This window comes from Streptomyces sp. NPDC056600 (genome assembly GCF_042792855.1).
In the GTDB taxonomy this organism is placed as follows: domain Bacteria; phylum Actinomycetota; class Actinomycetes; order Streptomycetales; family Streptomycetaceae; genus Streptomyces.
Window position 1 is genome coordinate 138,697 of the sequence record NZ_JBHTVQ010000002.1, and the last position, 12,567, is coordinate 151,263.

Sequence of the window (12,567 nt, forward strand, 5' to 3'; positions counted from 1 at the left end):
CCATGGCCTGTTCTCCTTCCTCCAGTCTGACGCGGACGGCGTCGGTACGAGACCCGGCCGTTGGGGGTCGCAGCAGGCCAGGACATTCCCGTCGCGGGACGAGGCCCCAAGCCCATGGGCCACGGAGTGGTCGCGGCCACCGGGGCCGAACGGGTGACTCGTTCGCCCCACGGCGACGCTCTCCGCCCCAGCAACCTCCTCGTCGCCACGGCGACCGGCGTCATGTGCCTCGACGAAGGCCGGGTGACCTGGCGGCCTTCAGCCGCCGATGGGAAGATCGCCCCGCCCGGCCGCACCCGGCTGAGCGCGTGACTCGCCGGGTTCAGGTGGTGCGGTCGGTGACCTCCTCCAGTACCTCGGCGTACTCGGTGGGGTCGTCCTCCTCGCGGCCGCGCAGGCGGAGGCGGAGGCGGCTGAGCCGGGAACGGGGTTGGGGGGAAGGCGGCGCCGGCGCTTTCGGCCGGTCCATCTCCCGCCATTCGGGCCGCAGTCCGGCGAGGCTGGTGGTGAGGAGGTACAGGACACCGCTGACCAGCAGCGTCGGGGCGAGTCCCACCAGCCCCACCGCCGCTCCGGCCAGCAGCCCGCCGAACGGGATGCCGGCGAAGGCGACCGAGTCGGCGAGGGCGTTGGCGCGGCCGAGCATCTTCCGGGGCACCCGCTCGACGAAGACGGCCCCCAGCACCGGGTTGAGGAACCCCGCGCCGAATCCCGCGACGACGAACACCGCCACGATCAGCGGCACGGGCGTGTCACCGAGGAGGATCAGCCGCATCGGGGCGCCGACCAGGGTGAACCCGGCGAAGAACACCAGCCGCCGGTTGAGCCGCTGCGCGAAGACCGCGGCCAGCAGGCTGCCCGCCACGGCCGCCGCGCTGAAGACCGCCATGAGCGATCCCAGCAGGGCGGCGTCATGACCGGACGCCTTGACCCACACGGGCAGCAGGACGGCGATGAGGGCGCTGTCGAAGAGATTGGTGACGGCGATCATCACCACGACGGTCAGGAAGAGCTTGTCCCCCCGCATCATGCGCACGGTCTCGCCGAAGCTGCGCCAGTAGCCCTGGCGTTCGTCCTCACTGACGGCCTCCTCCCGGACGGCGGGACGGCCCACCGCGTGCGGCAGCGTCAGGGCTATGAGGGCCGAACCGAGGGCGAACGAGGCGGCGTTGACCAGGAGCACGGTGATCGGTCCGAGCAGCGCGACCAGGAGGCCGCCGACGGCCGGGCCGACGGTGCCGGCGAGCCGCTCGACGATGCCGGAGAAGGCCATGGCCCGCTCCATCGGCACCCGGCTGCGGTCCGCCGCGTCGGGGACCATGACCTCCTTGGCCAGGTCGCCCGGACCTCGGGCGGCGCCGATGAGCGCCACCAGCACCAGCAGGACCGGCAGCGACAGCACACCGGTCCCGTGCAGGGCGGGTACCGCCAGGGCGGCCGCGCAGCTCACCAGGTCGGTGGTCCAGGAGACGACGCGCGGGCCCACCCGGTCCACGACCGGCCCGCTGAGCGCCTTCGTCACCACGAACGGCGCCATCTCGCAGAACGCGACCAGACCGGTCTGCGTGGCACTGCCCGTGGTGACGAGGACGAACCACGGGACGGCCACGGCGGCCATCCGGGTGCCGGTCAGCGACACCGCCATCGCGGTCAGGACGCCGGCCAGCGGTTTCAGGTCACGCCGATCGGCCGGTCGTTCCCCGGTGCGGTCCTTCATGCGGTCTCTCCCCTGTGACCGACGGCGTTCGCGCTGCCGTCCTCTTCGCGTCTCCGGACTGTTCGCCTCGCTGGACCGTCCGCGTATCGAGGGTTGTTCGCGTTCTCAGCGCTCTCCAGGTGCTCCGGGCGCTCCCGGTGCTCCCGGCGCTCCCGAGCCCTCGGTGGCCCCGGGCCCTTCGGGCTGCGGATCAGGGTCCGGATCGGGGTCCGGATCGGGGTCCGGATCGGCCTCCGGGAACGCGTCCGTGTCCTGGAGGTCGGGCAAGATCTGGAGGATCACCGACACCGCCCCCGCCCCGCCGGGCCCGGAGCCCCCGGCGGCCTCCGCATCCCCGGCGCCCTCCCGCCGGTACCGCTGGACCACGGCGGCGAGTTCCTCGCGCAGGGCGATCGCCTCGGCCGGCGTGATCCGCAGACCCCAGTCGCTCAGCTCGAAGGCCCCCCGCCAGGCGACCGGCAGGGTCTCCACCTCGTCGACCGCCTGCCGCGCCCGCAGGGCGTAGGTGTCGACGACCGACTGCAGATAGACGCGGGTGGCCTCCGGTTCGCGGTCCGCGAGTTCGCGGTCGGAGAACCGGGTCACCCGGTGCGCGGCCCCCCACCACCGCTCCCGCGCGTTGCCGCGGTCGGTGAGCTCCTCCACGAAGCCGGCATCGGCCAGTTTCCGCAGGTGGTAGCTGGCGCTGCCCGAGTTGATGCCGAGCCGCTCCGCCAGCCGGGTCGCCGTGGAGGGGCCGTGCCGCCGCAGCAGCCCCACCAGACGCACCCTCAGCGGGTGCGCCAGCGCCCGTAGCCCCGATGCGTCCAGCCGTACCTCGTCGCTCTTCGCCATGCCGTCACCGTAGACCGCCAACACTCGTTTGCAAAGACTTCTTCGCGAACAAGTGTTGGCGGTCGCGGCGGCCGGGAGCTCCCGCTGCGTCCACGTCCGCGGCGAGCGATCATGGGGTGGAGTGGGCCACGCGCGAGGCGGACCCGGGACCGGAGGGAGCCGAGACGGTGCATGGCGAGTACAAGGTGCCCGGCGGCAAGCTGGTCGTCGTGGACCTGGACGTCCGGGGCGACGTGCTGCGCGACGTGCGGGTGGCCGGTGACTTCTTCCTGGAGCCCGACGAGGCCCTGCCGGCGATCAACGGCGCTCTCGAGGGCGCTCCCGCCACGACGGACGCCGCGGGGCTGGCCACCAGGATCACCGCGGCCCTGCCGGAGTCCACGGTGATGCTGGGACTGACCGCCGAGGGCATCGGCATCGCCGTGCGGCGCGCGCTGGCCCGTGCGACCGAGTGGGGCGACTACGACTGGCAGCTGATCCACACCGGTCCGCAGCCGCCCGCCCTGCACATGGCGCTGGACGAGGTGATCACCGCGGAGGTGGCCGCCGGCCGGCGGCCACCGACCCTGCGGGTGTGGGAGTGGGCGTCGCCGGCCGTGATCATCGGCAGTTTCCAGTCTCTGCGCAACGAGGTGGACCCGCAGGGCGCGGCCCGCCACGGCATCACGGTGGTACGGCGGATCTCGGGCGGCGGGGCGATGTTCGTCGAGCCGATGAGCACGATCACGTACTCCCTGTCGGTCCCGGAGTCCCTGGTCTCCGGCCTCTCCTTCGCCGACAGCTACGCCTACCTCGACGACTGGGTGCTGGACGCGCTGGGCGACATGGGCATCAAGGCCTGGTACCAGCCGCTCAACGACATCGCCACCGAGGCGGGCAAGATCGCCGGCGCGGCACAGAAGCGCGTGGTGGGTCCGGACGGCGGCCCCGGAGCCGTCCTGCACCACGTGACGATGTCCTACGACATCGACGCCGACAAGATGCTCGAAGTGCTCCGCATCGGCAAGGAGAAGATGTCGGACAAGGGCACCCGGAGCGCCAAGAAGCGGGTGGACCCGCTGCGGCGGCAGACCGGCCTGGCCCGCGAGCAGGTGATCGAGAACATGATCGCCTCATTCCGGGACCGTCACGGGCTGACCGCCGGTGAGGTCACCGCCGAGGAGATGACCCGCGCCGAGCAGCTGGTGCGGTCGAAGTTCGCCACCGAGGAGTGGACCGCGCGCGTGCCCTGACGGCGGGCGGTGCGAGACGGCGGCCGGGCGACGGCCGAAGGCGCCGGGCAGCCGCTCCGCCGAAGGGCGCCGCCCCACCGCCTCGCGGTCGAGCCGTCTCACCGGAGCGCCCACATGCCGAGACGTCGCTGGATTCATGCACAGTGCACGTATAACGTCGTCCGCATGTCCGCACCCGCCTCCTTGCTGTGCCTGGCACTGTTCGCGTGCTCGGCCTGGTGCGTCGACGACGCTCTCTGTCGCCGCTGACCTGCGTCCGTCTTCCGCGCCGCACACGCCGCCGACGACACCCGACGCCCTCAGCCCCGTCCCGCCCCTCCCCCACGCGACCGGGAGACCACGCGCCCCCGCGTCCCCCGCGTCCCCCGCGATCCTGGAGCCCTTCCATGACCACCGCGCCTCCCGCCGAGGTGACGGCCGCGCCGCCGCGCGCCCGGTCCGCCGCCTTCCTCCCGCCCGCCCCCACGTCCCGTCCGGCGCCCGCCGCGCCGCCGCTCGGGCCGGTCCGCAAGGGGCCGCTGGCCGTCTCCGCGCTCCTCGCCGTCGCGCTCACCGTCTACGTGTGGTCGGCCCACGGGGCGAAGCCGGGCGTGCTGCTCCTGCTGGGCCTCGGTCTCGGGGTGGGCCTGTTCCACTCCCGGTTCGGTTTCACCTCCGCCTGGCGGCAGCTGGTCGCCGTCGGCAACGGGACCGGTCTGCGCGCCCACGCCCTGCTCCTCGGTACCACCGCCACCCTCTTCGCCCTTGTCCTGGGCACCGGGACCGGCCTGTTCGGCTCGGCCCCCGCTCCCTCGGCGGGTCCGCTGGGCCTGGGTCTGCTGCTCGGCTCGGTGCTGTTCGCCATCGGCATGCAGCTGGGCGGCGCCTGCGCCTCCGGCACGCTGTACGTGGTCGGGTCCGGGCAGTCCACGCTGGTGCTCACCCTCGGCGGGTTCATCGCCGGAGCGACCCTCGCCGCCTGGCAGTTCGACCTCTGGAAGGACCTGCCCGCCTTCGAGCCGGTGGTCCTCGCGGACCACGTCGGCTGGTTCGGCTCCTGGGCGGTGACGATCGCCGCGCTGGTGCTGGTGGTGCTGATCAGCCGACGGGTGCAGGCCCGCCGCAACCCGCCGCCGGTGGACGCGGTGCCCTCGGCGCGCGGCGCCCTGGCCCGTGCGGTGCGCGGCTCCTGGCCGCTGGCGGCCGGCGCCCTGGTGCTGGCCGCCCTGGGCGGCGCGGTGCTGCTGGTCTCCGGCGGCGCGTGGGGCATCACCAGCGCCTTCAGCCTCTGGGGCTCCGAGCTGGTCGGCGCGCTGGGCGGACACCCGGAGAACTGGACCTGGTGGCAGCGCCCCGGCAACGCGGAGATGCTCGCCGGTCCGGTGCTGGCCGACAAGACCAGCCTGACGGACATCGGCATCATGGTCGGCGCCGCCCTCGCCGCCTCCCTCGGCGGCACCTGGGCCCTGCACCGGAACATCCCCTGGCGCACGGCCGTGGCGGCGGTGCTGGGCGGCGTGCTGATGGGCATCGGCGCGCGGCTGGCGGGCGGCTGCAACATCGGCGCCTACCTGGCCGGCATCGCCTCCGGCAGCCTGCACGGCTGGCTGTGGGGAGCGTTCGCGCTCGGCGGCACGTGGATCGGCCTCAAGCTCCGCCCGCTGTTCGGCCTGGGCAACCCCAAGCCGGGCGACGGCGTCTGCTGACCCTCCGACGGACCCCTCGGCCACCCCGCCGCACGGAGTCTCCGTGCGCTCTCCGCGTCTCCGCGGGGCGGGGTGGCCGAAGTGGTGTCCGGGGAGGGCTCCTCCGGGTCTCCACGGGGTCTCCTCCGGGTCTCCGTGGGGTGGCCGGTTCCGCCCGCGCGGGGGCGTGACCGGTCGGCCACGGAGCGAGTTCGGACTTCCGTCGCGACGGAAACACGTGTTTGACTGGCGTTCGCCTGCCCCGGCAGGCTCCGCCGTCGTCTCCCAGAGAAGTGCGCCGTGCCTTCCAATCTGCCGCTCGCTCTCACTGTGCGCCTGATGCCGGTCGTCGTGCTCGCCTCCGCCGGCTGGGCGATGTCCGTCGGCCCTCTCGCCGACCCGCCCGCAGCCGCCGCGAGCGGCCAGGAGTCCACTTCCTCGGGCTCGTCCTCGGACTCCGGCGACTCGGGTGAGAAGTCCGGGAAGGACGACGAGGAGCCGGGGAAGACGACGGACAAGGCGGAGAAGACGCACGAGAAGGCCCCGGACCCCTGCGATGCGGTGTCCAAGAAGACCGTCACCTCGCTGGTGCCCGGGAAGCTGACCACCGGTGAACTCGCGTCCACGGACAAGGACGTGCGCCGGATGTGTCAGTGGCACGCGTTGAAGGGGTACTCCTACCGCTGGCTGGACGTCTCGTTCGAGATCCGCCGCTCCACCGAGGACGCGGAGAAGGCCTTCGACCGCGTCGCCGACGGCAAGGGCGGCCCGTTCAAGGGACTCGGCGACGAGGCGTACTCGCTGAGCGCGGTCACCAGCGACAAGGGCAACAAGGTCCAGGAGACGGAACTGACCGTCCGTTCGGGCAACGCGATCGTCGTGGTGACGTACAACGGCGGCGACTTCGTCGAGAAGACGACCCCGGACGCGGACAAGATCCGCGACGGCGCGGCAAAGGCGGCCGGCGAAGCCCTGGCCGCCCTGGAGAAACAGGCGCCCTGACCCCACGTCGGATGCGTCGTCGAGGTGAGCCGCGGTTGTGCAGCCAGGGCACAACCGCGGCTCACCTTTGCGTCACCCCTGCTCCCTCCGGCGGGCGGCCACGGGGAGCATGAGGAGGAGGTAGAGGAGCATCGCCGTGCCCAGGCCGACCGCCCAGCCGTAGTCGGCGAGGCCGGACAGGGCGGGGAGGGGGCGGCCCTCGACCAGGGGCGCGAAGTCCGCGCCGCCGACCGCCAGGACGCCGCCGGTCAGGAAGGCCACCACGGCCCGCCAGTTCCAGCCCCGGCTGTACCAGTAGGGTCCGCCCTCCCAGTACAGCCCCGGCAGGTCGAGCCGGGTGCGGCGCAGGATCCAGTAGTCGGCGATCAGGATGCCGGCCACCGTGCCGAGGAGTCCGGCCACCAGGCCCAGCCAGGTGAAGATGTAGCCCTGCGGGTCCTGGTACAGCCTCCACGGCATGATCAGCACCGCGATCACCGCGGTGGCCAGCGCACCGGTGCGGAAACTGACGCGGCGGGGAGCGACGTTGGAGAAGTCGAAGGACGGCGAGACCAGATTGGCCGCGATGTTGACCGAGAGCGTCGCCACCAGCACCGTCACCAGCGCGAAGAGCAGTCCGACCGCGCTGTCCACCTTGGCGGCGAGTCGCACCGGGTCCCAGATCGCCTCGCCGTAGACGGCCTGGGAGCCGGAGGTGACCATCACCGACAGGAAGGCGAACAGGGTCATCGTGGTCGGCAGGCCCAGCGCCTGGCCCCAGGTCTGCGCCCGCTGGCTCTTCCCGTAGCGGGTGAAGTCGGGGATGTTGAGGGAGAGCGTCGACCAGAAGCCGATCATGCCCATCAGCGCGGGCCCGAACAGTTTCCAGAAGTCGGCGTCCCAGCCCAGCTTCGACGGCTGGTCGAGGAGCGGGCCGAACCCGCCCGCCTTGTCGCTCATCCACCACAGCATCACGAACGCGCCGACCAGCACGAAGGGCGCGGCCCAGTTCTCGAAGCGGCGGACGGTCTCCATCCCGCGGAAGATGATGGCCACCTGGAGCGCCCAGAACAGCGCGAACGACAGCCAGAGCGTCCAGGGGTGGCCGCCGACGGAGGCGGTGTCGGTCCAGCCCTCGCCGATCAGCTTCCCGGCGAGGAAGTAGATCGCCTCGCCGCCGATCCAGGTCTGGATGCCGAACCACCCGCAGGCCACCAACGCCCGCACCACGGCGGGGAGGTTGGCGCCGCGGATGCCGAACGAGGAGCGGGCGAAGACCGGGAACGGGATGCCGTACTTGGGGCCGGCGTGCCCGGTGAGCAGCATCGGCGCCAGGACGATCAGGTTGGCCAGGGCGATGGTGAACACCGCCTGCTTCCAGTCCATCCCGACCGCGATGAGTCCGGAGGCGAGGGTCCACGAGGCGGTGTTGTGGGCCATGCCGACCCACAGGGCGGAGAAGTTGTAGGTGGTCCAGGTCCGTCCGGCGGCGGGCACCGGCAGCAGGTCGGCGTTGGCGTAACGGCCGTCCGGGGGTGGCGCGTCGGGGGCGAGCTCCACCCTTCCGTCGGGCAGGGTGACCTGTCCGGGGGAGGGCGGTGGCGGAGGCGTGGCGGCGGGAGGCGCGGTGTCGGTCATGTGGCAGGCCATTCCAGGAGACGTGTCGGGTCGGGTGGCCGTGCGGTGGAACCGAGGGGGGTGGGTGGGCGCCGTACTCGGAGGGGAGGGAGCAAGGGGTCAGGGTCGGGGACGGACGGGGGCGGACGTGCCGGTGCGGGGAGGCCCGGCGGTGGGCGCCCCGCCTCCGGCGTACCCGGACGGCGACGCCCCGTCAAGCGCCCTCGCGGGCGGCGCCCTCGCCCCGGTCGCCGCCGAGGGCGGGGATGACGTGCGCCCCGTACGCGTCGACGACCTTCTCCTGCGCGTCGTGCATGTCGTACACGGCGAACTGGTCGACGCCGAGGTCGCGCAGCGCGGTCAGCTTCTCGATGTGCCGTTCGACGGGGCCCAGGACGCAGAACCGGTCGACGATCTCGTCGGGGACGAAGGCGGTGTCCGGATTCCCGGTGCGGCCGTGGTGGGCGTAGTCGTAGCCCTGGCGGGAGCGGACGTAGTCGGTGAGTTCGTGCGGCACCACCGAGCCGTCCGCGCCGTACCGGGAGACCAGGTCGGCCACGTGGTTGCCGACCATGCCGCCGAACCACCGGCACTGTTCGCGGGCGTGGGCCAGCGCCCCGGGCGAGTCGTCGTCGGTGACGTACGCGGGCGCGGCGACGCAGACGGTGATCTCCGCGGGGTCGCGCCCGGCCTCCCTGGCGGCCTGCCGGACGGCGTCGACCATGTACTCGGTGAGGTACAGGTCGGCGAGCTGGAGGATGAAGCCGTCGGCCTTCTCGCCGGCCGTGCGCAGCGCCTTCGGGCCGTAGGCGGCCATCCAGACGGGCAGCCGGGAGCCGGGCCGCACCCACGGGATGCGGATGACGGTGCCGTCGCCGAGGTCGGTCTCCTCGCCGGAGGCGAGGGAGCGGATCACCCGCATCGCCTCGGCCACGGCGGCCAGGGTGTTGGGCCGGCGACCGGCCACCCGCATCGCCGAGTCGCCGCGTCCGATGCCGCAGACCGTGCGGTCGCCGTACATGTCGTTCAGGGTGGCGAAGGTGGAGGCGGTGACCTCCCAGGTACGGGTGCCGGGGTTGGTGACCATCGGGCCGACCACCAGCCGCTCGGTCCAGGCCAGGATCTGGCTGTGGATCACGAACGGTTCCTGCCACAGGACGGCGGAGTCGAAGGTCCAGCCGTGGGTGAAGCCGTTGCGCTCGGCGCGGCGCATCAGGTCGATGACGCGGTCGGCCGGGGGGTCGGTCTGCAGGACCAGTCCGAAGTCCATGGGGGCTCCTGGGGGACGAGGCGTGGCCGAAAGGGGAAGGCAGTGGCGTGCTCACGTCGACCAGGTATGCGCGAACTCTGGTTACCGGCCCGTAGGACCATTACCTTACCCCCGGTAACACCAACCCGGAGGAACAACCCGGTCCCGAGAGACAGGAGCACAGCGTGAGACTCAAGGTCGGACGTGGACGCGTGTTCTCCGCCCTGGCGGCCGCGACGGTGCTGGCCGTCACCGGTGCGGGGCAGGCAGGCGCCCAGGACGCGGACGCGCAGCAGCGCGAGGTGCTGTTCGTCGCGAACAACTGGGACGGCACCGCGAGCGTGCTGTCCTCCGACGCCCAGTTGTCGCCGGTCGGGAAGGTCGACCTGATCCCGGACAGGGACGAGCGGCTGCGGGAGATCTACCTCAACCCGGTCCGCCTGGCCGGCTTCCTGGTCATCAGGGAGACCGCGGGCGAGGGCCACGACCAGTTCGCCGACGACATGTACTCCACGCCGGACGGCTCCGCGGTGGTGGTCTCCCGGCCGAGCTTCGCCGACGTGGTCTCCGTCTCGCTGACCACCGGAAAGATCAACTGGCGTTTCCAGGTGGACGGTTTCCGCGCGGACCACATGGCGGTCTCGCCGGACGGCAACCGGGTGGCGGTGTCCGCCTCCACCGGCAACAAGGTGCACGTGCTGGACATCCACACCGGCCGGCAGATCGGCAACTTCGCCACCGGGGACAAGCCGCACGAGAACGTCTTCACCCGCGACGGCAAGATCTGGAACATGTCCATCGGCGAGGTCAACAACGACCTGGACGCACCCTGGATGGACTTCCTCAAGGGTGACCGCAAGATCACGGTGGCCGACGCCGAGACCCTCAAGGTGGTCCGCACCATCGACATGCGCCAGCGACTGGACGCGGCCGGCTACGGCTCCTACTCGGACGCGGTCCGCCCGGCGGCGTTCAGCCCGGACGAGTCCAAGCTCTACTTCCAGGTGTCGTTCTTCAACGGCTTCTTCGAGTACGACGTGGCCACCGACAAGATCACCCGGATGAAGACGCTGCCGAAGAACCCGGCGACCTCCGACGAACGGACCTCGTTCGTCAACGACTCCCGGCACCACGGGCTGACCATGCAGCCGAGCGGTCAGAACCTGTGCGTCGCGGGCACCATGGACGACTACGCGACGATCGTGAACCGCACGACCCTGCAGGAGGGCCCGCTGGTCCCGGTCTCCAAGCCGTACTGGTCCACCGTCACGGGCGACGGCGCGGCGTGCGTGGTCTCCGAGTCGGGCGCCGACAAGGTCACCTCGATCTCGTTCGCCACCGGCCAGAAGGTCACGTCCACCCCGGTGGGCGACCACCCACAGCGGGTCCGGCTCGGCACGGTCCCGCAGGGCTGGACCGGCGTCGGCTGACCCTCGGGCCCTCGGCGCTCCGCCCGGCACCGTCCGCCGCCCGTCCCGCACCTGCGCGCGGGAGAGGGCCGGGCGGCCGCCGGGCGGGGCCGCGTGTCCGTCGGGCAGGGCCGCGTGTCCGTCGTGGACGGCCTGCTGCGCGCGGGGCGGGGCGGAGCATCCGTCGGGTGCGGCCTGCTGCGCGCGGGGCGGGGCGGAGCATCCGTCGGGTGCGGCCTGCTGCGCGCGGGGCGGGTCCGCGGGGGCGTGCCGGGGTGGTCGCCGCGTGCGCATGCCGCCTCCCGTCGGGGTGCTCGCCGGGCCGTGCCGTGCGGACCATCGTGAACCCGTCCCCCTGCCTTGGGAAGGGTGCCTCGCTTGCCGTGTCGCCCGTCGGGAGGAAGGATTCGGCGAACGGTCCGCGTCCCGACGGGGGAAGGTGAGGCGTGTCCATGACCGACGACAGCGCGCACGAGGCAGGCGGGCCGGACGGCGGGGAGGCCGGAGCGGCCACCTCGGGGGACGGCGGGAGGGCCGTCCCCGACGCCCCGGGGGACGAGGGGAAGCGCGCCTCGCACGCCCCGGCCTCCGCGTTCGACGCGGCGTACGACGAGCTGCTGCTCCGCTGGCCCAAGGGGACGCGGGCCCTCGACGTGCCCACGCGGTTCGGTTCCACCCGGGTGCACGTCTGCGGCCCCGAGGGCGCCCCACCCCTGGTGCTGCTGCCGGGCGGCGGCGCCACGTCCATGGCCTGGTACTCCGTCGCCCCGGAACTCGCCCGCACGCATCGCCTGTACGCCGTCGACCTGCTCGGCGACTTCGGCCGTACCGTCCCCGCCGGTGATCCGCTGCGCGACGCGGGCGACCTGGCGGCCTGGCTGACCGCCGTCCTCGACGGCCTCGGTCTGGAGCGCACCGCCCTGTGCGGGCACTCCTACGGCGCGTGGATCGCCCTGAACCAGGCCCTTCGCGAACCCGGGCGGTTCAGCCGCCTCACCCTCCTCGACCCGGTCGGCTGCTTCGCCGGCCTGCGCCTGCCGTACGTCCTGCGGGCGCTGCCGATGCTGGCACGTCCCACCCCGGAGCGGGTGCTGTCCTTCCACCGCTGGGAGACCGGCCGCCCGCCCGGCGACCCCGCCTGGGCCGCCTTCCTCGGCGCGACCGCGCGCGCCCGCCGCACCAAGGTGCTGCCCGCCCGCCGTCCCGACGCGTCCGCGCTGCGCGGGTGCGCGGTGCCGACGCTCGTCCTCCTCGCCGGACGGAGCCGGGCCCACGACGCCCGGAAGGTCGCCGCGCGGGCGCGGGCGCTGCTGCCCGGCGCGACGGTGGTCACCGTGGAGGGGGCGGGGCACCACGCGCTGCCGACGGAGTACGCGGCGGACGTGGTGGCCGCGCTGCGCGACTCGCCGGAGTGACCGGGGCGGGCCGTGGGCGGGCTCAGCCCTGCCCGACCGGCTTTCCGCGCCGACCGAACGACCTGACGGAGGCCCAGGCGGCCAGGCCCGCCGGGGTGAGCGGCAGGACCGGAAGCAGCACGGCCGCCGCCCACGCCCCGACATCGGTGTCGACCTCCGCTTCCACGCCTCCCGGCATCCGGCGGAGCGGCACGGTGTCACCTGGCTCGCCGCGGAACCGCCCCTCGATCTCACGGCCCGATGCGAGGCGGCCGGTGCACACGCGGACATCGCCGCCCCGCGAGCCGCTTTCCCACCGGCATGCCGTGATCCGCAAGGGCTCCTCGGTTCCCACCAGCCCCACGCCGACGAGCCCGAGCATCATGGTCCACACGGCCACGGCCGCGAAGAGGGCGGCGATGAACCCCCATGCGGCGAAAGCCACGAGTTCCGCCTTCTGTCTCGGCACC

The 12,567-nt window shown here is 73.0% G+C and carries 11 protein-coding genes; 6 read left to right on the forward strand and 5 right to left on the reverse strand.

Annotated features, from left to right (window positions below):
• Positions 1–114: 114 nt before the first annotated feature.
• Positions 115–312 carry a hypothetical protein gene (locus ACFRAV_RS01855; RefSeq protein ID WP_382550486.1) on the forward strand — a complete coding sequence of 66 codons (198 nt, stop codon included), beginning with the start codon at positions 115–117 and terminating at the stop codon, positions 310–312.
• Positions 313–322: 10 nt separating this feature from the next.
• Here the strand turns inward: ACFRAV_RS01855 and ACFRAV_RS01860 are convergent, their stop codons facing one another.
• Together ACFRAV_RS01860 and ACFRAV_RS01865 are read right to left on the reverse strand one after the other, a co-directional pair.
• Positions 323–1,717, reverse strand: coding sequence for an MFS transporter (locus ACFRAV_RS01860; protein ID WP_382550488.1), 1,395 nt, complete (start codon positions 1,715–1,717; stop codon positions 323–325).
• Between the two features lie 105 nt (positions 1,718–1,822).
• Complete coding sequence (locus ACFRAV_RS01865; protein ID WP_382550491.1) at positions 1,823–2,551, reverse strand: ArsR/SmtB family transcription factor; 729 nt, start codon at positions 2,549–2,551, stop codon at positions 1,823–1,825.
• A 167-nt stretch (positions 2,552–2,718) separates the two neighbouring features.
• Between ACFRAV_RS01865 and ACFRAV_RS01870 the strand changes: the two genes are divergently transcribed.
• The 3 genes from ACFRAV_RS01870 to ACFRAV_RS01880 all read left to right on the forward strand — a co-directional run bounded on the left by ACFRAV_RS01870 (position 2,719) and on the right by ACFRAV_RS01880 (position 6,449).
• Positions 2,719–3,783: a biotin/lipoate A/B protein ligase family protein gene (locus ACFRAV_RS01870; RefSeq protein WP_382550492.1), complete on the forward strand. Its 1,065-nt coding sequence runs from the start codon at positions 2,719–2,721 to the stop codon at positions 3,781–3,783.
• A 386-nt stretch (positions 3,784–4,169) separates the two neighbouring features.
• Positions 4,170–5,468 (forward strand): YeeE/YedE family protein, encoded by a 1,299-nt coding sequence (locus ACFRAV_RS01875; RefSeq protein WP_382550494.1) that lies wholly within the window; start codon positions 4,170–4,172, stop codon positions 5,466–5,468.
• Between the two features lie 279 nt (positions 5,469–5,747).
• Positions 5,748–6,449, forward strand: coding sequence for a hypothetical protein (locus tag ACFRAV_RS01880; RefSeq protein WP_382550496.1), 702 nt, complete (start codon positions 5,748–5,750; stop codon positions 6,447–6,449).
• 72 nt (positions 6,450–6,521) lie between these two features.
• Here ACFRAV_RS01880 and ACFRAV_RS01885 read toward each other — a convergent pair whose 3' ends face one another.
• Together ACFRAV_RS01885 and ACFRAV_RS01890 are read right to left on the reverse strand one after the other, a co-directional pair.
• Positions 6,522–8,066 carry an NCS1 family nucleobase:cation symporter-1 gene (locus ACFRAV_RS01885; RefSeq protein ID WP_382550498.1) on the reverse strand — a complete coding sequence of 515 codons (1,545 nt, stop codon included), beginning with the start codon at positions 8,064–8,066 and terminating at the stop codon, positions 6,522–6,524.
• A 193-nt stretch (positions 8,067–8,259) separates the two neighbouring features.
• Positions 8,260–9,315, reverse strand: coding sequence for a TIGR03842 family LLM class F420-dependent oxidoreductase (locus tag ACFRAV_RS01890; RefSeq protein ID WP_382550500.1), 1,056 nt, complete (start codon positions 9,313–9,315; stop codon positions 8,260–8,262).
• 164 nt (positions 9,316–9,479) lie between these two features.
• On the opposite strand from ACFRAV_RS01890, the gene ACFRAV_RS01895 reads away from it, so the two are divergent.
• Complete coding sequence (locus ACFRAV_RS01895; protein WP_382550502.1) at positions 9,480–10,724, forward strand: YncE family protein; 1,245 nt, start codon at positions 9,480–9,482, stop codon at positions 10,722–10,724.
• A 431-nt stretch (positions 10,725–11,155) separates the two neighbouring features.
• The gene (locus tag ACFRAV_RS01900; protein WP_382550504.1) at positions 11,156–12,118 is read left to right on the forward strand and encodes an alpha/beta fold hydrolase; all 963 of its coding nucleotides are present in this window, start codon (positions 11,156–11,158) and stop codon (positions 12,116–12,118) included.
• Positions 12,119–12,140: 22 nt separating this feature from the next.
• Here the strand turns inward: ACFRAV_RS01900 and ACFRAV_RS01905 are convergent, their stop codons facing one another.
• Positions 12,141–12,542, reverse strand: a complete 402-nt coding sequence (locus tag ACFRAV_RS01905) for a hypothetical protein (protein ID WP_382550506.1) — start codon at positions 12,540–12,542, stop codon at positions 12,141–12,143.
• Positions 12,543–12,567 lie beyond the last annotated feature (25 nt).